This window comes from Listeria immobilis (assembly GCF_014322845.1).
Taxonomy (GTDB): domain Bacteria; phylum Bacillota; class Bacilli; order Lactobacillales; family Listeriaceae; genus Listeria; species Listeria immobilis.
Map to the genome: position 1 here is coordinate 66,059 of NZ_JAASUA010000007.1, position 23,450 is coordinate 89,508.

At 35.2% G+C, this 23,450-nt stretch carries 22 protein-coding genes; 19 read left to right on the plus strand and 3 right to left on the minus strand.

What is annotated here, in order from left to right:
* The first annotated feature begins 145 nt into the window (after positions 1-145).
* The 8 genes from murA (at position 146) to HCJ45_RS10300 (ending at position 7,912) form a co-directional block, all read left to right on the plus strand.
* Positions 146-1,438: a UDP-N-acetylglucosamine 1-carboxyvinyltransferase gene (gene murA, locus HCJ45_RS10265; protein WP_185345734.1), complete on the plus strand. Its 1,293-nt coding sequence runs from the start codon at positions 146-148 to the stop codon at positions 1,436-1,438.
* A gap of 157 nt (positions 1,439-1,595) precedes the next feature.
* Positions 1,596-2,591: a rod shape-determining protein MreB gene (gene mreB, locus HCJ45_RS10270; RefSeq protein WP_185345732.1), complete on the plus strand. Its 996-nt coding sequence runs from the start codon at positions 1,596-1,598 to the stop codon at positions 2,589-2,591.
* Positions 2,592-2,612: 21 nt separating this feature from the next.
* The gene (fabZ, locus tag HCJ45_RS10275; protein ID WP_187124732.1) at positions 2,613-3,047 is read left to right on the plus strand and encodes a 3-hydroxyacyl-ACP dehydratase FabZ; all 435 of its coding nucleotides are present in this window, start codon (positions 2,613-2,615) and stop codon (positions 3,045-3,047) included.
* 250 nt (positions 3,048-3,297) lie between these two features.
* Complete coding sequence (locus HCJ45_RS10280) at positions 3,298-3,681, plus strand: single-stranded DNA-binding protein (RefSeq protein WP_185345728.1); 384 nt, start codon at positions 3,298-3,300, stop codon at positions 3,679-3,681.
* A gap of 372 nt (positions 3,682-4,053) precedes the next feature.
* The gene (locus HCJ45_RS10285) at positions 4,054-4,863 is read left to right on the plus strand and encodes a LysM peptidoglycan-binding and 3D domain-containing protein (RefSeq protein ID WP_185380735.1); all 810 of its coding nucleotides are present in this window, start codon (positions 4,054-4,056) and stop codon (positions 4,861-4,863) included.
* 128 nt (positions 4,864-4,991) lie between these two features.
* On the plus strand, positions 4,992-5,726 hold the full coding sequence (locus tag HCJ45_RS10290) for a WecB/TagA/CpsF family glycosyltransferase (RefSeq protein WP_187124733.1): 735 nt from the start codon (positions 4,992-4,994) through the stop codon (positions 5,724-5,726).
* 1 nt (position 5,727) lies between these two features.
* Positions 5,728-6,852, plus strand: coding sequence for an o-succinylbenzoate synthase (menC, locus tag HCJ45_RS10295; protein WP_187124734.1), 1,125 nt, complete (start codon positions 5,728-5,730; stop codon positions 6,850-6,852).
* A gap of 7 nt (positions 6,853-6,859) precedes the next feature.
* Positions 6,860-7,912 carry a glycosyltransferase family 4 protein gene (locus tag HCJ45_RS10300; protein WP_187124735.1) on the plus strand — a complete coding sequence of 351 codons (1,053 nt, stop codon included), beginning with the start codon at positions 6,860-6,862 and terminating at the stop codon, positions 7,910-7,912.
* 43 nt (positions 7,913-7,955) lie between these two features.
* On the opposite strand, the gene HCJ45_RS10305 is transcribed toward HCJ45_RS10300, so the two are convergent.
* The 3 genes from HCJ45_RS10305 to HCJ45_RS10315 form a co-directional block, all read right to left on the minus strand.
* On the minus strand, positions 7,956-9,014 hold the full coding sequence (locus tag HCJ45_RS10305) for an LCP family protein (RefSeq protein WP_187124736.1): 1,059 nt from the start codon (positions 9,012-9,014) through the stop codon (positions 7,956-7,958).
* 173 nt (positions 9,015-9,187) lie between these two features.
* Positions 9,188-9,733 carry a GNAT family N-acetyltransferase gene (locus HCJ45_RS10310; RefSeq protein WP_187124737.1) on the minus strand — a complete coding sequence of 182 codons (546 nt, stop codon included), beginning with the start codon at positions 9,731-9,733 and terminating at the stop codon, positions 9,188-9,190.
* A 1-nt stretch (position 9,734) separates the two neighbouring features.
* A complete protein-coding gene (locus HCJ45_RS10315) occupies positions 9,735-10,370 on the minus strand; it encodes a YigZ family protein (protein ID WP_187124738.1) in 636 nt (211 codons plus the stop codon).
* A gap of 379 nt (positions 10,371-10,749) precedes the next feature.
* Between HCJ45_RS10315 and degU the strand changes: the two genes are divergently transcribed.
* From degU to HCJ45_RS10370, 11 genes are all read left to right on the plus strand, one after another.
* Positions 10,750-11,436: a two-component system response regulator DegU gene (gene degU, locus HCJ45_RS10320; protein ID WP_185345711.1), complete on the plus strand. Its 687-nt coding sequence runs from the start codon at positions 10,750-10,752 to the stop codon at positions 11,434-11,436.
* Positions 11,437-11,457: 21 nt separating this feature from the next.
* Positions 11,458-12,309 carry a DegV family protein gene (locus HCJ45_RS10325; protein WP_187124739.1) on the plus strand — a complete coding sequence of 284 codons (852 nt, stop codon included), beginning with the start codon at positions 11,458-11,460 and terminating at the stop codon, positions 12,307-12,309.
* A gap of 196 nt (positions 12,310-12,505) precedes the next feature.
* Positions 12,506-13,825 (plus strand): ATP-dependent helicase ComFA, encoded by a 1,320-nt coding sequence (locus tag HCJ45_RS10330; RefSeq protein WP_187124740.1) that lies wholly within the window; start codon positions 12,506-12,508, stop codon positions 13,823-13,825.
* Positions 13,818-14,471, plus strand: coding sequence for a ComF family protein (locus tag HCJ45_RS10335; protein ID WP_187124741.1), 654 nt, complete (start codon positions 13,818-13,820; stop codon positions 14,469-14,471). Before HCJ45_RS10330 ends, HCJ45_RS10335 begins: the two co-directional genes overlap by 8 nt.
* A 193-nt stretch (positions 14,472-14,664) precedes the next feature.
* Complete coding sequence (gene hpf, locus HCJ45_RS10340) at positions 14,665-15,228, plus strand: ribosome hibernation-promoting factor, HPF/YfiA family (protein ID WP_187124742.1); 564 nt, start codon at positions 14,665-14,667, stop codon at positions 15,226-15,228.
* A 227-nt stretch (positions 15,229-15,455) separates the two neighbouring features.
* Entirely contained in the window at positions 15,456-17,969 is a 2,514-nt protein-coding gene (gene secA / locus HCJ45_RS10345; RefSeq protein ID WP_187124743.1) for a preprotein translocase subunit SecA, read from the plus strand.
* Between the two features lie 86 nt (positions 17,970-18,055).
* Positions 18,056-19,157, plus strand: a protein-coding gene (gene prfB / locus HCJ45_RS10350) for a peptide chain release factor 2 (RefSeq protein WP_187124744.1) whose coding sequence is annotated in 2 segments (ribosomal slippage) — positions 18,056-18,127 and positions 18,129-19,157 — 1,101 coding nt in all. Because the reading frame shifts where the segments join, the coding sequence is not laid out codon by codon here.
* A 3-nt stretch (positions 19,158-19,160) separates the two neighbouring features.
* A complete protein-coding gene (locus tag HCJ45_RS10355) occupies positions 19,161-20,024 on the plus strand; it encodes a YitT family protein (RefSeq protein ID WP_185345691.1) in 864 nt (287 codons plus the stop codon).
* 485 nt (positions 20,025-20,509) lie between these two features.
* Positions 20,510-21,196 (plus strand): cell division ATP-binding protein FtsE, encoded by a 687-nt coding sequence (ftsE, locus tag HCJ45_RS10360; protein ID WP_185345689.1) that lies wholly within the window; start codon positions 20,510-20,512, stop codon positions 21,194-21,196.
* Entirely contained in the window at positions 21,186-22,070 is an 885-nt protein-coding gene (gene ftsX, locus HCJ45_RS10365; protein ID WP_185345687.1) for a permease-like cell division protein FtsX, read from the plus strand. Before ftsE ends, ftsX begins: the two co-directional genes overlap by 11 nt.
* Before the next feature lie 70 nt (positions 22,071-22,140).
* Positions 22,141-23,391, plus strand: coding sequence for an NlpC/P60 family protein (locus HCJ45_RS10370; RefSeq protein WP_187124745.1), 1,251 nt, complete (start codon positions 22,141-22,143; stop codon positions 23,389-23,391).
* The last annotated feature ends 59 nt before the right edge of the window (positions 23,392-23,450 follow it).

Here is a 23,450-nt window from a genome sequence, read left to right on the forward strand (position 1 = left end):
TTTAAAACAACTTTAATATTAGGTTAAAATCAGTTGATATTTTGGGGTAATAAGTGGTAGAATTACTAAGATATGTTTAAATTAAAATTTTTATTAATAAAATTCGATAAATGATTTAGTTATTAGTAACGCGGAGGGGTTCTTTTTGGAAAAAATTATTGTACGCGGTGGAAAACAGTTAAATGGTTCTGTAAAAATGGAAGGTGCCAAAAATGCTGTCTTACCGGTAATAGCTGCTACATTACTTGCGAGTAAAGGTACTAGCGTATTAAAAAATGTACCAAATTTGTCTGATGTTTTCACGATTAATGAGGTTCTTAAATACTTAAATGCGGATGTTTCTTTTGTAAATGATGAGGTTACTGTAGATGCAACTGGAGATATCACTTCGGATGCACCTTTTGAGTATGTGCGTAAAATGCGTGCTTCTATTGTTGTAATGGGACCATTATTAGCTCGTACAGGTTCAGCTCGTGTTGCTCTACCTGGAGGATGTGCTATTGGTTCAAGACCAGTTGACTTACATTTAAAGGGCTTCGAAGCAATGGGAGCAATTGTTAAAATAGAAAATGGTTATATTGAAGCAACTGCTGAAAAATTAGTTGGTGCTAAGGTTTACTTAGATTTTCCAAGTGTAGGTGCAACACAAAATATCATGATGGCTGCTACTTTAGCAGAAGGTACAACAGTGATTGAAAATGTTGCTCGTGAACCAGAAATTGTTGACTTAGCAAACTTCCTTAATCAAATGGGAGCAAGAGTTATTGGTGCAGGAACAGAAGTAATCAGAATTGAAGGCGTGAAAGAACTAACAGCTACAGAACATTCCATTATTCCAGATCGTATTGAAGCGGGTACTTTTATGATTGCTGCTGCGATTACTGGTGGAAATGTTTTAATTGAAGATGCAGTTCCTGAACATATTAGTTCGTTGATTGCTAAATTAGAAGAAATGGGCGTTCAAATTATTGAAGAAGATAATGGTATTCGTGTTATCGGACCAGATAAGTTGAAAGCTGTGGATGTTAAAACAATGCCACACCCAGGCTTCCCGACTGACATGCAATCTCAAATGATGGTTATTCAAATGCTAAGTGAAGGCACAAGTATTATGACCGAAACTGTTTTTGAAAATCGTTTTATGCATGTTGAAGAAATGCGTAGAATGAATGCTGACATGAAAATTGAAGGACATTCTGTTATTATCTCTGGGCCAGCAAAACTACAAGGAGCAGAAGTTGCAGCAACAGATTTACGAGCAGCAGCAGCGCTTATCCTTGCAGGTCTTGTGGCAGAAGGATATACACAAGTTACAGAATTAAAATATTTGGATAGAGGCTACAATAATTTCCATGGTAAACTGCAATCTCTTGGTGCCGATGTGGAACGTGTAGATGATTCTAAAATTGATACAAAAAACTTAGCATCGTTATTTTAATAAATGAATTTTGGAAACCGTATCTTCTGGATGCGGTTTTTTTTCGTAAAAAAACCATAATGTCATAAAATATACATTCCGACATATCATAAATTATGCTATAATTCAGAATGAGATGTAAAAATAGGGATACACCACGAAAGGAGTTAAGTTATTAATGGCAAAGGATGTTGGTATCGACTTAGGTACAGCGAACGTATTAATTCATGTAAAAGGAAGAGGAATCGTTGTTAATGAACCCGCTGTCGTCGCTATAAATAATAAAACTGGTGAAGTTTTGGCTGTTGGAGCAGAGGCTCGAGATATGGTTGGTAGAACTCCAGGAGATATTACAGCAATCAAACCAATGAAAGATGGAGTTATTGCTGATTTTGATATTGTACAAGAAATGCTACGTTTCTTTATACAAAAACTCAATTTAAAAACATTTTTTTCTCGACCACGTATTTTAATTTGTTGTCCAACGAATATCACTTCTGTCGAACAAAAAGCAATTAGAGAGGTTGCTGAAAAAAGTGGTGGTAAACAAGTATTCCTAGAAGAAGAGCCTAAAGTTGCTGCTATTGGTGCAGGAATGGAAATTTTTGAGCCTTCAGGTAATATGATTATTGATATTGGTGGCGGGACAGCAGATGTAGCAGTGTTGTCTATGGGCGACATTGTAACAAGTCAATCTGTAAAAGTTGCTGGTAATAAATGGGATTCTGATATACTAAATTACATAAAGCGCAAATATAACTTATTAATTGGTGAGCGTACTGCAGAAAATATCAAGATAACAATTGGTACTGCGAGTCCAGGATCTAAGGAAGAAACTATGGATATTCGCGGTAGAGATTTAGTAAGCGGTTTGCCTAAAACAATAACAATCACTAGCTCTGAAGTAGAATCAGCTATTCATGACTCATTGCATTTAATGGTGCTTGCTGCTAAACAAGTCCTTGAACAAACTCCACCAGAACTTTCTGCGGATATAATTGATCGAGGAATTATTATGACTGGTGGTGGTTCATTGTTGCATGGGTTAGATGAATTAATGACGGAACAATTGAAAGTACCAGTTTTAATCACAGAAAATCCGTTAGATGTTGTAGCGCTTGGTACTGGTGTTCTGCTTGATTCGCTTACAGCTAAAAAGCGTAGTTGGTTCTAATACTAAATTTGGAGGATTCTTATGTTAGATATTAAAAAAATTAAAGAAATATTACCTCATCGCTATCCTTTCCTACTTGTGGATAGAGTTATCTCTGTTGAAGAAGGAAAGAAAGTTACAGCTATAAAAAATGTTACTGCAAATGAAGAGTTTTTCAATGGACATTTTCCTGAATATCCAGTAATGCCAGGAGTGCTTATTGTGGAAGCACTGGCTCAGACAAGTGGTATTGCAATGATGCAAAGTGAAGCAAATAAAGGTAAAATTGGTTTGTTTGCTGGAATTGATGGATGTCGTTTTAAACGCCAAGTTGTTCCGGGAGATCAGCTATTACTTGAAGCTGAAATTACACGGATGCGTGGTGCTATTGCAAAAGCTCAAGTGAAAGCCACTGTTGAAGGTGAATTGGTTTGTGAAGCAGAAATTATGTTTGCACTAACAGATATACCAAAATAATAAATTGGCACTAAAACTCTATGAGGGTTTTGGTGCTTTTTCATGTTTTCAGAATAGCATGCGTTAAAAAAAGTTGCAATTTGCTAAAATGCTATTTTAATAGGTATTTTGATAGGGAAAATAGCTATTTTTTCTAGTGAAAATTACTATTTTAAGCTACTCAAATCAATTTAAAAAGCCATTTTAGCTATTTTACAAAAAAATAATTATCTAATATAATCGCTTTACATCAAAAGAAAGAGGCGATTTCATGATTAATCAAGTGACTTTAGTAGGACGTTTAACGAAAGATCCAGAATTAAAATGGACCACAGAAGATAGAGCCGTTTTGAATTTGACAATTGCTTTAAATCGTTTTGGGAAAAATAAACGTGTTGATAATGATGCAGATTTTATTCAATGTGTTATTTGGGGGAAAAGAGCAGAAGCAACGGCAGAATTTTGTAGTAAGGGGCAACTGGTTGGTATTGTTGGTGAATTGCAATCAAGAAATTATTTAAATAAAGAAGAGCAAAAAATATATATTACGGAGGTTTTAGTTCATCAAATTAGGTATTTATCTAATAGAAATAAGGAAGAACATGTTATTAATATTTCTCAAGATGACGACGAATCGTGTAATACTTTGTTATAAAGCATAAGTTTTTACAAGTAATAACTATAAAATAATAGGAAAAATAGCAAAATCTTTATTATTTTAGGTTGTATTTGTAATGGAAAAATTTTCCAATTATATTCAAGAAAAAATTTCAGTTCAATAAATGAAGTATTTTTAGACCTGTTATTTAATTTGCAAACCACAACCGGGCGTAATGATAGCAAAATAAAAGCTACATGTATAGCCATCTACAAGAAAAGTCAGATAATAACGCCAATTTACAAATATTGCAGAGAAACCAGTCGTTTATTAACTGCTGTCATACACGCTTAATTTTTTAGTAACCAAGTCGCTAGTTTCGTATGGTACGATTATTCTCGAAAGTTATCAAGGAGGGAAAATAATTACATGAAAAAAACAGTAGTAGCCATTGCGGCTGGTTTAATTATTGCAGGATCAGGTTCAACTCAAGCTTTTGCAGCTGAGTATAAAGTGCAAGATGGTGATTCACTTTGGAAAATATCGAATGAAAATAATGTTTCTATAAATCAATTGAAACAAGATAATAATTTGAGTTCTAACATTATCTTTCCAAATCAAACCTTGCAAGTAAATAATGGAGAACAAAAATCAACAACAAGCAATACTGAATATACAGTAGTTGCGGGAGACACTTTGGGACATATTGCATCAGATAAAGGTGTAACTGTGAACCAAATAAAATCTTGGAACAATCTTTCATCTGATTTAATTGTTGTAGGTCAAAAATTATCTATTGGAAGTAATGCTGTAAGTGTAACACCAACTAAGCAAAATAATACAAATTCAAACACTGTAGAACAACCAAAACAAGCTGCACCTCAAACAACACAAAAATCAACATCATCTAATGCAGCGTCGTCTAACAGTTCTTCATCATCTCAAGGAAATGTATCAAAAGAGGTAACTGTAACAGCAACTGCTTACAGTAAAGAAGAACCTGGTATGGGACATGTTACTGCTAGTGGTATTGATTTAAATGATAATCCGCGTGTTATTGCAGTTGACCCATCTGTTATTCCTTTAGGATCTAAAGTTTATGTAGAAGGATACGGAGAAGCGATTGCAGCTGATACAGGTGGCGCTATCAATGGAAACAAAATTGATGTACATTTTAACTCAGTCCAAGAGTGTTACAATTGGGGCGTAAAACAAGTTAAAGTACAAATTTTAGACTAATTTATTTTAATTAATAAGGCTGTAAATAGCATAGTGCTACTTACAGTCTTTTTTTGTAGATTAAAAATAGGAAAGCAACCCTAATTTATGATAAACTTATATTTAATAAAGTATTTTAGGAGATACATATGAAAAAGAAAGTAGTTTCAATTTTAAATATACCTTTTTATAATATAACTCAGGCTGGATTTGTGGAAAAACTCTATGAAGATGTGCAAAGTGGAGAGAGGAAGTTTGTTGTAACAGCTAATCCTGAAATTGTGATGCATGCTAGCACAGACAAAGAGTTTGAAGCTGTTTTAAAGCAAGCTAATTATATTGTTCCTGATGGAATTGGTATTATAATGGCGTCTGAAAAACTAGGTAATCCTTTAGAAGAACGAGTTACTGGATATGATACCATGATTGGACTGCTTGAGAAACCGCTCCGATGCTATTTTTTAGGTGCTAAACCAGAAGTCAGTCAAATGGTGGAAAAGAAAGTGAATGAAAAATATCCGAATGTGGAAGTTTGTGGTGTCCATCACGGATATTTTGATGCTTTAGAAAGTGAAAAAATTGGTCGAAAAATCGTTGAAACGAAACCGGATATCGTTTTTGTTGCTTTAGGTTCACCCGCGCAAGAAAAATGGATTTTATCGCAAATAACCAATTTTGAAAAAGGGGTTTTTATTGGCGTTGGCGGGAGTTTTGACGTACTGACGGATAATGTGAAAAGGGCTCCGCAAATTTGGATAAAATTGAAATTGGAGTGGGTATATCGATTGCTTTCAAATCCATCAAGATGGAGACGTTTTTTTGCGATTCCTCAATTTATGTTTGCTATTAGAAAAGAAAGTAAACGCTTGAAGAAGGGGGAGTAGAATGCGATTCCAAAAAGCGAGATTAATTCATGCAGAAATTCCACTTTTGAAGACATTTAAAACAAGTTATGGAGAATTGAAAACTAAGGATTTTTATATTATTGAATTGATGAATGATGCTGGAATATGCGGATATGGGGAATTAGAAGCTTTTCCATTACCTGATTATACAGAAGAAACCCTGGAAACAGCTATTTTGATTGTTAAACAGCATTTATTACCTAACCTTGTGCAAAAAGATTTTGCTGCTCCGGAAGAAGTGCATCAAATTTTTAGCTGGGTTCAAGGTAATGAAATGGCGAAAGCGGCAGTTGAATTGGCGGTATGGGATGTTTTTGCAAAAGCAGAAAAGAAATCTTTAGCCAAAATGATTGGTGCGACAAAAAAATCTATAGCTGTAGGTGTAAGCATAGGAATACAAGATAGTGTAGATTCTTTAGTTCAGTTGGCGGAAGAATACCAAAATGAAGGTTACGAACGAGTGAAAATAAAAATCGAGCCAAACAAGGATATTGCATTTATTAAGGCGGTTCGAGAAAAATTTCCAAAACTAAGCTTGATGGCAGATGCGAACTCAGCGTATAATAGAGAAGATTTCACTTTGCTAAAAGAGTTAGATCAATTTGGCTTAGAGATGATTGAACAGCCATTTGGAGTGAAAGACTTTGTTAATCATGCTTGGCTTCAGCGACAATTGAATACACGGATTTGTTTAGACGAGAATATTCGTTCCTTAGAGGATGTTCAACAAGCGCATCTCCTTGGAAGTTGTCGGGCAATAAATTTAAAATTAGCACGTGTTGGTGGGATGGTTGAAGCACTCAAAATAACGAGGTATTGCGCTGAAAATGATATACTTGTTTGGTGTGGCGGAATGCTTGAAGCTGGTATTGGTAGAGCTCATAATGTAGCACTTGCAGCAAGAGCGGAATTTAATTTCCCAGGAGATATTTCTGCTTCAAATCGTTATTTTCATGAAGATATTATTTTCCCGGAGTTTACATTAGAACAAGGTAGATTAAATGTACCTGATGGATACGGGATAGGTGTTGGCTTGAACCATAATGTACTACAAAAATACACAAAAACAACAGAAGAAATTTTGTTAAATAAAGGACGGAGCTGAAAAAATATTGCTGTTATGGAGTATACTAATTAGCTTTGCAGTTGGTATTATTATGGTACCAATAATAAGAAAGTTTGCTTTTCGTATTAATGCTGTTGATGTTCCACGTGAAAGGCATCAACATACGAAAACGACAGCTAGTTTAGGTGGGCTAGTCATATTTATAAGTTTTACTGTAGGAATGCTTTTGGCTCCTATTGATAAATCTGGATTTGCTCCGATTTATTTTGGTGCGTTAATTGTTATTGCTACTGGATTTATAGATGATTTATTTGATTTATCACCCAAATGGAAGATGTTCGGGCAAATTCTGGCAGCGCTTTGTGTGACTGTTTGGGGAGATATTACGATTAATTTTATTAACGTGCCTTTTTATGGAGAGTTGGACTTTGGGTATTTTGCAATTCCATTATCTATTATTTGGGTCGTGGCAATTGTTAATGCGTTAAACTTAATAGATGGTTTGGATGGATTAGCTGGCGGGATTTCTATTATTGCTTTAATGACAATTGCGGGTATGGCTATTCTACTTAAAGATGCCTTTGTAGCTCCTGTTGCTTTAATTCTTGTTGCTGCGGTTGCCGCTTTTTTAATTTACAACTTTCCGCCTGCAAGTATTTTTATGGGAGATACTGGCTCTTTGTTTCTTGGCTATATGATTGCTGTTTTATCACTGATGGGCTTCAAAAACGTAACCTTTATTTCACTTTTAGTACCACTAATTATTCTAGGTGTACCTTTATCCGATACATTTTTTGCAATTATACGTAGGTTAAAAAAACGGATGCCAATATCATCGGCTGATAGATCGCATATTCATCATAGGTTAATGGCTTTAGGTTTTACAGAGAAACAAACAGTACTGTTAATTTATTGTATGGCCTTACTATTTTCAATGGTAGGATTTGTATTTTCCTTCTCAACCGCTTGGGGAGCAGTACTTTTACTTATATTACTAATATTTAGTATTGAAATTATTGTAGAATTTATTGGACTGATAGGAGAAGATTATCGACCGATTCTTAATTTGCTTCAAAAAATCCACAGGAAAAGAAAATAGCAAAAAACATCCAAAACCGGAATTCCGATTTTGGATGTTTTTTTTAGTTGGAAGTTTCTGTTGTAGTGGACTCTTCATCCGAATACGGTGTGGCGTTTGAAAATGGTTGTGTAATGCCAAGTTCATCAGCGAATTCGTTGGCGACACTTTGAACAGAATCGTCATTTAATTGATAATAATAAGTGCCATTCATTGGAGCATCAGTACCTTCAAGATTAAGAGACTTAATATCAATGCTATTAGTTGTTCCGAATTTTGCAATCGAAAGCATTTGATTAAAAGTTAAGTTGGTTTTCATATTATCACCAACAACTTTGATAATATCGGAATACTTACTAATAGAAGAAAGGGACGTTGCTTCACTTACAATAGCTTTTATAATTAATTGTTGTCGTTTACCACGCTCAATATCACTATCAATATGTCTTGTGCGGGCAAGTGCTAAAGCTTGTTCACCATTTAGATGTTGCTGACCTTTTTCAAGTGTGATGGCTCCTGCTTTATCATTAGAATCTTGTTCAGTGAAACTTACTGGAACGTCAACATCAATTCCACCTAATGCATCAACAATTTTAAGGAAGGCATCAAAGTCAAAACGAACATAATAATCGATTGGAATTTGGAATTCTTCTTCTACTGTTTGCATTGTGAGTTCAGGTCCGCCGTAAGCGTGTGCTGCATTGATTTTAGTATACTTATCAATATCTTTTTTGGAATCTTGAATATGAACGTAAGAATCGCGAGGGATACTTGTCATTTCGACACGAGAGTCTTTTACATTGAATGTTGCTAAGATAAGTGAATCACTTCGAGGATTTCCGTCTGATTCGCGTTTAGCGCTTGTATCAACTCCAATAATTAAAATAGAAAAACTATCTTTTATAGGCTCAATATCACTTGAGCGAAGTGTAGAAGCTTGTCCATTTCTTACATTATCAAAAGAGTTGTCAGCGGCTAGTTTTGTTTTACTAAAAAGGTAAGTACCATATCCAACTCCTGCTAAAACTACACACATAATAGGTATTAAAATCCAGAATAGTATTTTTCGTCTGCGTTTGTATTTCTTGCTGCTTCTTCGGCTGTCATCCGTGCCTGTATTCATATATTAATTCTCCTTATAGTCACTTTTCTATGTTTCATTGTATCATTTGTTAGAATAAAGAATGTTACGCTTGATTTACGTTTTCTTTATTTTTTAACTTTTATTTATTATACAGAATTTAATAGGAAAAAAATACAAAAAAGTTACTATCTTTCAAAAATGTAATATTTGTCCTATCCCAGTGTTAAGCGATAATTACTAATTTCACATATTTTTCCAGAGTGCAAATCCAATTCTTTGTCCGTAGAAATAAGCTGGAAGTTCAATTTTTTGAGTAATTTTATGGACGCGACATTTTCGGGAAGTACTTTGGCAGTAATATTCTTATAGGGTAAAAAAGGTTGAGTAATTTTTAAAAATGCAGTTAAAATTTCGAACATTAACCCTTGCCTCCAGTAATTTTGAGCAAGTTCGTAGCCGATTTCAATCATTTTTGTAGTATTATTAACATCGTTTATTCCTAATGACCCGATTGCATGGAGTGGATTTTTAGTATCGAAAATGGTGTATCTACATGCATTTGGTTCATTCTCAATGGCCTGAATCATTTCTTCAGCTTGTAAAATGGTAGAAAATTTTTCGATATTCATAAATTTAGCTACTTCGCTATCCGACCAAATATCAAATAAACTTGTAGCATCTGCTAAAGTTGTTTTTCTTAGAATAGTTCTTTCTGTGGAAATGGTTACGGGTAATTGGAAAAATATGTTTGTGGACATGCTAAGTGACATCCTTTTCTCTATATTTTTGTGGACCTTCTTGAGTCTCAATTTGACCATTAGAAATTTCTGTTATCCAATAAATGAAATTAATTAAATCATCATTATTGACAAAAATGTGAAGAACTACTTTTTCTGTGAATTCTTTTTGGTCAATTTGATAATTTTTTTGTTCTAGGGCATTCTCCATTTTCCCAAGAAGAGGATAAGCAAATGTGCATTTTACGATTGTAGCAAGTTTGCATTCGACGATACCAATAGCTTGAACAGCATCACTAACAGCGCTACCGTATGCACGAACGAGGCCGCCAGCACCTAATTTAGTACCACCAAAATAACGGGTAACAACTGCCACAATATTTTTTAAGCCCTTCTTTTTTAAAACTTCTAACATTGGAACACCTGCAGTTCCGCTGGGTTCGCCATCATCATGTGCTTTTTGATATTGGTCGTTTTCTCCTATAATATATGCAGAACAATTATGTGAGGCATCTCGATGTTCTTTTTTTACTTGTTGAATAAACGCTTGTGCATCAGATTCGTTTGTAACTCGCATAAGGTGACAGATGAAACGAGATTTTTCAATGATTATTTCATGTGACCCATTATGATGAATGGTTAAATATTGATCTAACATAGGAAACCTCCAAAAGTTGATGCGTTTAGCTAGCTTTTATTTTATCTGAAAGTAAAGCAATTGTATAGATATTTTTCTGAGTACAGCGGGTGAAGTAGTGGCAAATTCGTGTTATAATAAAAACTACTATTACTTTAGACTAGTTTTCAGTTTCTCTTTATAGGCATATAGAAGTAATTTTCTCGTATTATGCAGTATAATGGAGATAAAGTTTTTCTGAAAATAACGTAGTCAGAGTAAAAAGTACTTAAAAGAGAAAAGTTTATTGCCAAATTGTGGCAGGGATTATAAGGTTAAGTGGTTTCGCTACTAAAAAGGTTGATGTTTTCGATTGCAATTAGCTTGATGAAAATAGATAAATGAAGGAGGAGTAGTCATTATGGCACTCAAAATCATGATTGTAGACGATCATCAGTTGTTTCGCGAAGGTATCAAACGAATTTTAGAATTGGAAGATTCTTTTGAGGTTGTAGCGGAGGCTGAAAATGGTAAAAATATTGTAGCAAAGGTCCGAGAATATAAACCAGATATTGTTTTAATGGATATTAATATGCCAACAGTTAATGGATTAGATGCAACTGAAATGTTAGTTCGTCAATTTCCGAGTATTAAAGTAATCGTTTTAACTATTCACGATACAGATGAATATGTGACGGAAGCACTTAGAGCCGGTGCTGTAGGTTATTTATTGAAAGAAATGGACGCACACGAACTTGTAGAAGCTGTCAAAATAGTGGAAAATGGTGGAGCGTATATTCATCCTCGTGTAGCAATTAAATTAATTCGTGAATATCGACATTTAGCAAGTACGAATACAGCACAAGGTGTGTATGGGTATCAACAGCCCGAAGTGAAAATGCCGTTACACATTTTGACACATAGAGAATGCGAAGTGTTACAACTTCTTACGGATGGGAAAAGTAATCGTGGAATTGGCGAAACTCTTTTCATCAGTGAAAAAACAGTTAAAAATCATGTCAGCAGCATTTTACAAAAAATGAAAGTAAACGATAGAACGCAAGCGGTAGTAACAGCAATTAAACATGGCTGGGTATACATCCGCTAAAGAAAATGGCAGGGGGAAAATATGAACGGAAAAATAGCAGTGGTGACGGATAGCACAACTTATTTGCCAGATGAAGTGAAAAAACAACTAAGAATTAATGTCGTACCACTTTCTGTAATAATTGACGGCAAAGCTTATCGAGAAGGAGAGGATTTATCTACAGCAGACTTTTATGAAATGGTAAAAGTATCTAAGGATCTTCCTTCTTCTTCTCAACCAGCCCCGGGAGAATTTATTCAATTGTTTGAATCGCTGAAATCACAAGGGTTTGACACAATAATTACGATTCATTTATCCAGTGGTATTAGTGGTACCTTCCAAAATGCTGCTACAGCTGGAGAAGGAATTGAGGACTTAAATGTTATTGCCTATGATTCGGAACTTTCTTGTATGGCACAAGGAATGCTTGTTATTAAAGCGGCTAAAATGGCTGCTGAAAATGAATCTGTAGAGAATATTCTTAAGGAATTGGATAAAATAAAACAGGCGCAAGATGCTTATTTTATGGTAGATGATTTAAACAATTTACAACGTGGTGGTCGCCTTAATGGAGCTCAAGCGCTTGTAGGGAGTCTACTTCAAATCAAACCAATTCTTCATTTTAGTGATAAGCAAATTGTTTTGTTTGAAAAAGTGCGGACCCAAAAGAAGGCACTTAAACGAATTGAGGATATACTCCAAGCTGCTATTCAAAATAAAACAGCAGAAAAAGCCTACGTTATTCATGGAAATGATCCAGAAAAAGGTGAAGCATGGCGAAAACATTTAGAAGAGAAGTTTCCAGAAATGGTATTTGAATTAAGTTATTTTGGACCAGTTATCGGAACACACCTTGGTGAAGGCGCGCTCGGACTAACTTGGTCAATTAAATAAGGATTCCCCAGTCAAAAAGCTGGGGAATTTTTTTGTGAAGGGCAAAATTGTTTTTTAATCATTTTAAATGGAGGGAAAGTCTAATTTTCTTCTAGGAAAAAATCTGTTTTCCCCATGAGAAAACAGATTGAAAATAAGATAATCACTTCTGCAAGAATAAGCTAAATATTGTATAACTAAATAGAGGTGAATCACAATGAACGTTTTTCCAGGAAGACTGTATCAAGAAAGTGAACTTGAAAATACCAAGGGGCTGGAGGAAGTAGCAGCTATATCTGAAAATAAGTGTTTTCGATGTGGTAATACAAATCAAAAATTATTTGGAAAGATGGATTGTGTATATTGTGGTCAAGAGGCCTGCACTTATTGCCGGAATTGTATTGTTATGGGGCGTGTAAATAGCTGTCAAAAATTGTATTTCCAAAAAACAATACTTCTACCAAAAAGAAAAGAATCTTTTTTGAAATGGGATGGAACACTTTCAGATGGACAGAAAAAAGCTTCCGATGCGGTGGTTGCCAGCTTAGAAAAAAAGCAAGATATGCTCTTATGGGCTGTTGCAGGTTCGGGAAAGACAGAAATGCTGTTTGAAGGAATGAATAGGGCGTTAAAACAAGGCTATAAAATATGTTTAGCTTCTCCCAGAGTAGATGTATGCTTAGAATTACATCCACGTTTAAAAGCAGTTTTTCCAAATATGGAAATAGTTTGTCTCTATGGTGATTCGAAAGAGAAATATCAAAATGAACAGTTTGTGCTTGCAACAACGCATCAGTTAGTTCGTTTTTACGATGCATTCCAAGTGATATTTATTGATGAAGTAGATGCTTTTCCTTTTGCAAAAGACCCATTTTTAGAATACGCAGTAAGTAAAGCCCGTTCAAAAGAAGGTACCACCATTGTTATTACAGCAACTCCAGAAGAAAAGTGGCAACAAGAATGTATCCAAGGAAAAAGGCGTTTTGTGAAAATTCCAGCACGTTATCACCGGAAAAAACTCCCAGTACCAAGACTTTGCTGGATTGGCCCATGGAAGAAAAAACTAACAGAAGGTAAAATATCTCCAAAACTTATCAATTGGATGAAGGAAACTAACACATATGAACAACCAGCACTCATTTTCTTTCCAGAGATTAAAGTTATGGAAAAATTTGCAGAAGTATTGGTGACATATGGCTTTGAAAAACCAGTAACAGTTCATTCAGCAGATGAAGCGAGAAAAGAAAAAGTAGCTTGGTTGCGAGAAGGGAAAATCAAATTATTATTAACTACAACTATTTTAGAGCGAGGTGTAACATTCACTAATATTCAAGTTGCCGTTTTTGGAAGCGAAGAAAGGATTTTTACAGAAGCAGCTTTAGTTCAAATTTCCGGACGCGCTGGACGGAAAAAGACACACCCCACTGGTGATGTTTGCTTTTTCCACTATGGAAAAACAATTCAAATGAAGCGGGCGATTAAACATATTCAAAGCATGAATGAACTAGGTTTTGCAGAGGGATTGTTAGATGACTAGCTGTTTGTTATGTTTCCAAGCTTTAAAATCAGAAGTAAGTTGGGATTGGAAATGGTTGTTTGGAGAAAAACGATTATGTTGTAGAACATGTTTCTCTAGTTTTGAAGCTCTGGGAAAGCACTTGTGTGAAAGATGTAGTAAAGAATCAGCGGTTTCAGTATGTAATGACTGTCAAAAGAAGCAGTTTTATTTAGATAGCAATAAATCTATATTCCGGTATAACGATTTTGCAAAAAATTATATGAAAAAATATAAGTTTCAAGGAGACTATATAGTAGGTGCAATTTTTCAACAAGAACTTAAACAGATATTCATCAAAAGTAACGCTATAATTGTACCGATTCCAATAAGTAAAGAACGGAAACTAGAACGTGGTTTTAATCAAACGACAGGAATGTTAAAACAAGCTGGGATTAAATACGAGGAACTATTAGCTAGAAAGCATTCTGAAAAGCAATCTAAGAAAACTAAAAAAGAACGCTTGGAAAGTGAGCAGGTTTTTTATCTCCAGAGAGAAATATGTCATCAACAGGAGATTGTTCTTTTTGATGATATATACACTACAGGTAGTACGCTTAACTTAGCAGCTCAGCAATTAAAAAAAGCGGGAGTCAAAAGAGTATCCGCAGTAACAATATTTAGATAGTTAATATTTATCTGCTAAAAAAGGTTTGCGAGCGTATATTTAGTGGAATAAAATAGTAAATAAAGATAAGTAGAATAATGCTTCTAAACTCTTTGTGCAAATGTTTGCAAAACGCGTTGTTTTCACGTAGACTAAGAGTAAGAAGAATACTCTTCTTTATCGTTATTTGTTTTATTTCAAAGGAGGAATTACTATGCTGAAGTACAACATTCGTGGTGAAAATATTGAAGTGACGGAACCTATTAGAGATTACGTTGAAAAGAAAATTGATAAACTAGAACGTTATTTTACGGAAACACCAGACGCTAACGTACATGTTAATTTAAAAGTATATTCCGATAAAAATGCGAAAGTTGAAGTGACTATTCCTCTCCCAAATCTTGTTTTACGTGCAGAAGAAACAAGTGGAGATTTATATGCAAGTATCGACTTAATTGTAGATAAATTAGAGAGACAAATTCGTAAACATAAAACAAAAGTAAATCGTAAATTCCGTGATAAAGGGGCAGAAAGAGACTATTTTGCCTACTCAGATGTAAACGGCAGTACACCACCGGAAGAACATGAAGGTGATTCTGATCTTGAAATCGTAAGAACAAAACAATTTTCATTAAAACCAATGGATAGTGAAGAAGCTGTTTTACAAATGAATTTGCTTGGACACAGTTTTTACGTATATACAGATGCTGAAACTAATGGCACTAATATTGTTTATTCACGTAAAGATGGAAAGTATGGTTTAATTGAAACGAATTAATTTTTTGAAATAAAGGGTGGGGGCCAGATTCTGGTCCTCACTTTTTTGTTAAGAGTGAAGAATATATGAACATATTTAATTTTTTATTCATTAAAAAGAGATAAGCAGTTGTATATTTTATCTAATAAGTGATAGAATTGGTTTGTGTATTTAAAATAAGATAATTCCTGAAAGTTATCATAGATGAAACTGCATGAAGACAGCGAAAACAGTAGAGGAGAATTTAAATGGCAGGACTATTGAAAAAGATTTTTGAATCAGGAAAAAAAGATGTTAAATATTTGGAAAGAAAAGCAGATGAAATCATTGCATTGGCGGATGAAACAGCTGCCCTTTCTGATGAAGCTCTACGTGAAAAAACAGTAGAGTTCAAAGAGCGTGTTCAAAAAGGGGAAACACTGGATGATTTGTTAGTAGAAGCATTTGCTGTAGCTAGAGAAGGAGCAAAACGTGCTCTTGGTCTATATCCATTTAAAGTGCAATTAATGGGTGGGATTGTTCTACATGAAGGTAATATCGCCGAGATGAAAACTGGTGAAGGTAAAACGTTAACAGCAACACTACCAGTTTATTTAAATGCGCTTTCTGGCGAGGGTGTACATGTTGTTACAGTCAATGAGTACTTGGCACATCGTGATGCGGAAGAAATGGGAGTTTTATATAATTTCTTAGGTCTTTCTGTAGGATTAAACTTAAATGCATTATCAAGTGCAGAAAAACGAGAAGCCTATGCATGTGACATTACGTATAGTACAAATAATGAATTAGGGTTTGACTATCTACGTGATAATATGGTCGTTTACAAAGAAGAAATGGTGCAACGTCCGTTAGCTTTTTCAGTTATTGATGAGGTCGATTCCATTTTAATCGATGAAGCAAGAACCCCATTGATTATTTCAGGAGAAGCCGAGAAATCGACTATTCTCTATGTTCGAGCAAATACTTTTGTTCGTACTTTGACAGAAGAGAAAGATTATACAGTTGATGTAAAAACAAAATCTGTACAATTAACTGAAGATGGTATGACGAAAGGCGAAAATTATTTTGATGTAGATAACTTGTTTGATTTAGAGAATACAGTTATTTTGCATCATATTGCTCAAGCACTTAAAGCAAACTATACAATGAGTTTAGATGTTGATTATGTAGCGCAAGATGACGAGGTGCTAATTGTTGATCAATTTACTGGTCGTATTATGAAAGGTCGCCGTTTTAGCGAGGGATTACATCAAGCTTTAGAAGCAAAAGAAGGCGTGACTATCCAAAATGAATCTAAAACAATGGCAACTATCACATTCCAGAACTATTTCCGAATGTACAAAAAACTTGCTGGGATGACTGGTACTGCGAAAACGGAAGAAGAAGAATTTCGTGATATTTATAACATGCGCGTTATTGAGATTCCAACTAATAAAGTTATTATTCGTGACGACCGTCCGGATTTGATTTTTACAACAATTGAAGCGAAATTTAATGCGGTTGTAGAAGATATTGCAGAGCGAAATGCCAAAGGACAACCAGTTCTTGTTGGTACTGTTGCAATCGAAACATCGGAACTTATTTCTAGCAAATTAAAACGTAAAGGTATTAAACACGAAGTACTGAATGCCAAACAACATGAACGTGAAGCAGATATTATTAAAAATGCCGGTGAAAAAGGCGCAGTAGTAATAGCAACAAACATGGCCGGTCGTGGTACAGACATTAAACTTGGTGAAGGTACCATTGAAGCTGGTGGTTTAGCTGTTATTGGTACAGAACGCCATGAATCTCGTCGTATTGATAACCAGTTGCGTGGTCGTGCTGGACGTCAAGGTGATCCAGGTGTGACTCAATTTTATCTGTCTATGGAAGATGAACTTATGCGTCGCTTTGGTTCTGATAATATGAAGAGTATGATGGAACGCTTTGGTATGGCAGAAGATGCAATCCAAAGTAAGATGGTTAGTCGTGCAGTAGAATCAGCACAAAGACGTGTCGAAGGAAATAACTTTGATTCACGTAAACAAGTACTACAATATGATGATGTACTTCGCCAACAACGGGAAGTTATTTATAAGCAACGTTATGAAGTAATTAATGCTGAAAATAGTTTGCGTGAAATTATTGATCAAATGATTCAACGTACAGTGAATTACATTGTTTCAAGTAATGCTTCCAGCCGTGAGCCAGAAGAAGACTGGAACTTGCAAGGAATCATTGATTATGTAGATGCCAATTTACTTCCAGAAGGCACGATTACACTGGATGATTTACAAAATCGTACAAGTGAAGATATTCAAAATCTAATTTTAGATAAAATAAAATCCGCTTATGACGAAAAAGAAACAATGTTACCACCAGAAGAGTTTAACGAATTTGAAAAAGTAGTATTGCTTCGTGTGGTTGATACGAAATGGGTAGATCATATTGATGCGATGGATCATCTTCGTGATGGAATTCATCTTCGCGCATATGGTCAAATCGATCCGCTTCGTGAATACCAATCAGAAGGTTTCGAGATGTTTGAAACAATGGTATCCTCTATTGATGAAGATGTCGCTCGTTACATTATGAAAGCAGAAATTCGTCAAAACCTTGAACGTGAGCAGGTTGCTAAAGGTGAGGCTGTTAATCCAGATGAAGGCAAGCCAGAAGCTAAACGCCAACCAATTCGTAAAGATCAACATATTGGACGTAATGATCCATGTCCTTGTGGTAGCGGAAAGAAATATAAAAATTGTCATGGAAAAGAAGCATAGTTTGAGAAAACTAAAAAAGCGCCTGCAAGACGGCGCTTTTTGCTATGAAAGTTTCTAAGTAAATTCAAAAAAAGGTGGAATTAAGAATGGAATTAGCAGAGATTCGGAATGAATTAGAAAAAACAGCACAGCAAATCAAAGACTTTAGGGGGTCTCTTTGACTTAGATAGCATGGAAGTTCGGATTGCTGAGTTAGAAGACCAAATGTTAGATCCAAATTTTTGGAACGATCAACAAGCAGCACAAAAAGTTATCAATGAGTCCAATGGTTACAAAGAAACTTATCAAGCTTTTCATGCATTAGAAGAAGAGCAAGAAAGCATGGAAATAAGTTTAGAATTATTGAAAGAAGAAGCTGATGAAGATTTACAAAAAGAACTAGAAAAAGATATTACTGCTTATATGGGAACGATTAATGCGTTTGAGTTGAAATTAATGTTAAGCGATCCCTATGATAAAAATAATGCGATTTTAGAGTTGCATCCAGGTGCTGGTGGTACGGAATCACAAGACTGGGGTTCGATGTTACTTCGCATGTACCAACGCTGGTCAGAGAAAAAAGGCTTTAAGGTAGAAATGCTTGATTATCAAGCTGGAGATGAAGCGGGAATTAAAAGCGTAACGTTACTAATCAAAGGGCACAATGCATACGGCTATTTAAAAGCGGAAAAGGGCGTTCATCGTCTTGTCCGTATTTCGCCATTTGATTCGTCAGGTCGCCGTCATACTTCTTTTGTTTCGGTGGATGTTATGCCAGAACTTGATGACGATATTGAAATTGAAGTGCGCCCAGAAGACTTGAAAATTGATACGTACCGAGCAACTGGTGCTGGTGGGCAACATATTAATACCACCGATTCTGCAGTTCGGATGACACACATTCCATCAGGTATTGTTGTAACTTGTCAATCTGAGCGGTCGCAGCTTAAAAACCGTGATCAAGCAATGAAAATGTTGAAAACAAAACTTTACCAAAAAGAACAAGAAGAAAAAGAACGCGAGCTAGCAGAAATTCGTGGAGAACAAAAGGAAATTGGTTGGGGAAGCCAAATTCGCTCTTATGTTTTCCATCCTTACTCCATGGTGAAAGATCATCGCACAAATTATGAAACTGGTAATATTCAAGCAGTGATGGATGGAGATTTAGACGACTTTATTAATGCATATTTGCGTTCGAGGATTGGATAAAATATGATAAATAAACGAAAAAGACAACCTTTATCCCCAAAAACAGCTAAATTAATGGAATATTTATATGTTATTATTGGTGCGGCTTTAATTGCACTAGCTTTCAATGTTTTACTGTTACCCAATCATATTGCTTCTGGTGGTGTGAGCGGGATAAGTACAATTATTAACTATTTAACCGGTTGGAATCCGGCATTTATTCAATGGGCATTTAATATTCCGCTGTTTCTTGCTGGGTTGTTCTTTTTAGGATATCAATTTGGTTTGAAAACATTCGTTGGCACCATGTTGTTGCCACTCTTTGTCTACTTAACGCAGAATTTAGCACCATGGACCAACGAACCATTAGTTGCCGCTTTATTTGGTGGCGCATTAGTAGGGATGGGCCTTGGGGTAGTATTTCGAGGTAAGGCTTCAACTGGTGGAACTGATGTAGCTGCACAAATCTTGCATAAGTATTCTCATTTAACATTGGGAATTTGTGTAGCATTAATTGACGGTTTTGTTGTTATCTCAGCTATGTTCGTATTTGATGTAGAATCAGGGCTTTATGCACTTATCGGTCTTTTTGCTACAAGTAAAACTATCGATTTAGTACAAGTTGGTTTAAATCAATCCAAAACAGTTTTTATAATTTCGGAAAATCAAGAAGCTATTAGACAAGCGATTCTTTTTAAAATTGATCGTGGAATCACACGACTTTCTGCAAAGGGCGGTTATACAGAAGATGAAAAACAAATATTGTTATGTGTCATTGCTCAAAGTGAATTTTCAAGATTAAAAGAGGTAATTAAAGAAATCGATCCAGAAGCTTTTGTTGTCGTAATGAGTGCCAGCGAGGTCATGGGAGAAGGTTTTACATCCTAAAAAAACTACCACATTGAGTGTTTTCGTCTTAGTGTGGTAGTTTTTTAAAATTGTTTTTGACAGTTTTATGACAAAAACAATTTACTGTATTAGTGGAATTGAAGCTGTTTTAATACAATTGGTCTATTTCGATAGCTAGAACTGTAATGATTTTTAATGTACCTGTAATGTTAATTAGGGTAAAAACAAGTTACAATGTTAGCAGTGGAAAAGACCGATGTCGGTGCTTTTTTATTTTGTCAATATCTAATACAACAAAAAAAGTGGAAAACGTGAATATAATCGCCTTTCCTATTACAATAATGGAAATATTGTCATACCTTGAAATATAATTGTAATGCAATTAACCTATAGATGAAAAACTGTCATGGTATAATTAAACTTATGTTGTGAGTTTAGATTTGTGTCCACAAACAGTACATCTTCATGGTTAACATGCATTACCTAAAATGTAACTTAGTAGAAAGGCATAGTAAGGTGATAAAATGATATTAATGGAAGATGTGTATAAGAAATACCCCAATGGTATAACCGCTGCTAATGGATTGAATATTAGCATTGGTGAAGGGGAATTTGTTTATGTTGTAGGACCAAGTGGTGCTGGTAAATCAACCTTTATTAAAATGATTTACAGAGAAGAGCGAGCGACAAAAGGCAAAATCACCGTAGATAAATTTGATTTGATCAATATGAAAAATCGTGAAGTTCCGTATTTGCGTCGTAACGTAGGTGTGGTTTTCCAAGATTACAAATTGCTTCAAAGCAAAACAGTCTATGAAAACATTGCTTATGCGATGGAAGTGGTTGAAACTGAGCCAGCCGTAATTAAAGAACGTGTTATGGAAGTGCTTGATTTAGTCAACCTTAAGCATAAAGTAAGAATGTTGCCGGATGAACTTTCCGGTGGTGAGCAACAGCGGATATCCATTGCCCGCTCCATTGCCAATATGCCAAAAGTATTAATAGCAGATGAGCCGACCGGTAATCTAGATCCTGATACTTCATGGGAAATCATGAATATCCTTGAGGAAATAAGCAATCGCGGAACAACCATAGTAATGGCTACCCATAATAAAGAAATTGTAAACACATTAAAACATCGGGTAATAGCTATTGAAAATGGTCGAATCGTTCGTGATGAGCAGCAAGGAGAATATGGTTATGAAATTTAGGACAATAGGAAGACATATAAGAGAAAGTTTTAAAAGCCTTTACCGGAATGGTTGGATGACCTTTGCAGCAGCAAGTGCAGTAACAGTAACACTTATCTTAGTCAGCGTGTTTTTTGCAATATTGATTAACATGAACAAGCTTGCAAGTGATGTAGAAAATAATGTGCAAATTAACGTACATATTTCTCTAAGCGCGGACGAGAAACAGCAGCAAGAACTTGAGAAAAACATTGAGAAGATTGATGGAGTTGATAGTGTCACTTTTTCTTCTAAGGATGATGAATTGAAGAAATTAGTTGGCGCGTATGGCAAAAACTTCGAATTGTTTAAACAAGATAATCCACTATACGATGTTTTCGTTGTTGAGGCAAAAGAGCCAACACAGACGAAAGCAATTGCTCAGAAAATCGAAAAATTACAGTACGTAGATAATGTAGAATATGGTGAGAAAACAGTTGATAAGTTGTTTGATACCTTGAAATGGGGACGATATGCTGGTATTATACTAAGCGTTGGGTTATTATTAACAGCAATGTTCTTAATATCAAACACCATTAAAATTGCGATTTTCTCCCGTAGAAGAGAAATTGAAATTATGAAATTGGTAGGAGCAACCAATTGGTTCATACGATGGCCTTTCGTTTTAGAAGGAGCTTGGCTAGGTTTAATTGGTTCGATTGTTCCTGTTGTGTTAACATTCGTAGGCTATGTTAATGTTTACAACTTGATAAATCCAAAGTTAGTGACCAGCTCACTTTCGTTGTTACCACCAACACCATTTGCCTATCAAATTAGTGGCTTGATTATAGCAATCGGCGTACTAATCGGGATTTGGGGTAGCGCAATATCTATCCGTAGATTCTTGAAAGTCTAACAATTAAATTCACTTGAAATAAAAATAATTTAAAAAGAAAAGCTAGGGAGCTTTTTAGGAGGTAAACTTTTTGAAAAAGAATACGTTTATTGCGGTTTCACTCGCAGCAGTTATCAGTTTGACGCCAGCCTTTACTACTAATGTTTTTGCGGACGTGAATACAGACATTCAAAATCAAGATAAAAAAATCAACGACATTAAGTCTAAAAAGACAGATTTACAATCAGACCTTTCTGGTTTGGTAGCTGATCTTGAAAAAGCGCAAGAAGAAGCAAAATCTTTACAAGCAGATTTTGATAAAACAGGCGAAGAGCTAAAACAACTTAACCAAGATATTAAAGATATTAATGCACGTATTAAAGAACGTGAATCAGTTTTAAAAGATCGCGCTCGTGCAATGCAAAAAACATCTAATTCTAATGCATACCTTGAAGTAGTTTTAGATGCAGAAAATCTTTCTGACTTAGTTGGTCGTGTTTCCGCAGTAAATCAATTAGTTGAATCTGATAAATCTATTTTAGATGATCAACAAAATGACGAAAAAGAATTAAAATCAAAACAAACTTCTGTGAAGACAAAACAAGAAGAACAAGCAACAGCTATCCATGAATATGAAGCACAACAAAATAAAATTGAAGCGCAAAAAGCTGAAAAAGAAGCAATTGTTGCTCAACTAGCTTCTGATCAAGCAAATGCTGAAAATGCAAAAGCTAGCTTAGTAAGCGAACGCGATAAAGCAGCAAAAGAAGCAGAAGCACGTGCAACTGCTCTACGTGAAGCTACATCTTCAAATGTTGGTCAAGAAGAAAAACAAGCTACAACTAATACTAATACAAGTTCGGCAGCTAAAGAGTCTAACTCTTCAAGCGCAACAAAAAATACTTCTTCCAATAGCAACAGTAACAGCAGTGGTAGTAGCAGTAGCGAAACTTCAAGTGCTCCAGCTCCATCTGGTAGTGGATACTCAGCAATGATTTCTGCAGCACAAGCACAACTTGGAAAACCTTATAGTCTTGGAGCTACTGGACCAAGCGCATTTGATTGCTCTGGATTTACTTCTTATGCTTTCCGCGCAGCTGGTATTTCTCTTCCAAGAACTTCTGGTGGACAATATGCAGCAGCAAGCAAAGTGAGTGCTAGTCAAGCAAAACCAGGTGACTTAGTATTCTTCAATTATGGCGGCGGAATTGCTCACGTTGGAATTTATGTTGGTGGCGGTCAAATGATCAATGCTCAAAACAATGGCGTTAAATATGACAATATCACTAGTGGTTACTGGGCTAAATATCTTGTAGGATATGGTCGTGTAGCTAACTTCTAATAATGATTGAAAAGTTCAAAAGCACCTTTGTCGATTTTAAAAACAAAGGTGCTTTTTTA

Coding starts and splice junctions, on each gene's coding strand:
- HCJ45_RS10335 (WP_187124741.1), top strand. CDS start 13,818: ATGACTAGCTGTTTGTTATGTTTCCAAGCTTTAAAATCAGAAGTAAGT.
- menC (WP_187124734.1), top strand. CDS start 5,728: ATGCGATTCCAAAAAGCGAGATTAATTCATGCAGAAATTCCACTTTTG.
- HCJ45_RS10325 (WP_187124739.1), top strand. CDS start 11,458: ATGAACGGAAAAATAGCAGTGGTGACGGATAGCACAACTTATTTGCCA.
- HCJ45_RS10315 (WP_187124738.1), bottom strand. CDS start 10,370: ATGTTAGATCAATATTTAACCATTCATCATAATGGGTCACATGAAATA.
- ftsX (WP_185345687.1), top strand. CDS start 21,186: ATGAAATTTAGGACAATAGGAAGACATATAAGAGAAAGTTTTAAAAGC.
- degU (WP_185345711.1), top strand. CDS start 10,750: ATGGCACTCAAAATCATGATTGTAGACGATCATCAGTTGTTTCGCGAA.
- ftsE (WP_185345689.1), top strand. CDS start 20,510: ATGATATTAATGGAAGATGTGTATAAGAAATACCCCAATGGTATAACC.
- HCJ45_RS10305 (WP_187124736.1), bottom strand. CDS start 9,014: ATGAATACAGGCACGGATGACAGCCGAAGAAGCAGCAAGAAATACAAA.
- HCJ45_RS10310 (WP_187124737.1), bottom strand. CDS start 9,733: ATGTCCACAAACATATTTTTCCAATTACCCGTAACCATTTCCACAGAA.
- HCJ45_RS10355 (WP_185345691.1), top strand. CDS start 19,161: ATGATAAATAAACGAAAAAGACAACCTTTATCCCCAAAAACAGCTAAA.
- HCJ45_RS10280 (WP_185345728.1), top strand. CDS start 3,298: ATGATTAATCAAGTGACTTTAGTAGGACGTTTAACGAAAGATCCAGAA.
- fabZ (WP_187124732.1), top strand. CDS start 2,613: ATGTTAGATATTAAAAAAATTAAAGAAATATTACCTCATCGCTATCCT.
- mreB (WP_185345732.1), top strand. CDS start 1,596: ATGGCAAAGGATGTTGGTATCGACTTAGGTACAGCGAACGTATTAATT.
- HCJ45_RS10290 (WP_187124733.1), top strand. CDS start 4,992: ATGAAAAAGAAAGTAGTTTCAATTTTAAATATACCTTTTTATAATATA.
- hpf (WP_187124742.1), top strand. CDS start 14,665: ATGCTGAAGTACAACATTCGTGGTGAAAATATTGAAGTGACGGAACCT.
- secA (WP_187124743.1), top strand. CDS start 15,456: ATGGCAGGACTATTGAAAAAGATTTTTGAATCAGGAAAAAAAGATGTT.
- HCJ45_RS10285 (WP_185380735.1), top strand. CDS start 4,054: ATGAAAAAAACAGTAGTAGCCATTGCGGCTGGTTTAATTATTGCAGGA.
- HCJ45_RS10330 (WP_187124740.1), top strand. CDS start 12,506: ATGAACGTTTTTCCAGGAAGACTGTATCAAGAAAGTGAACTTGAAAAT.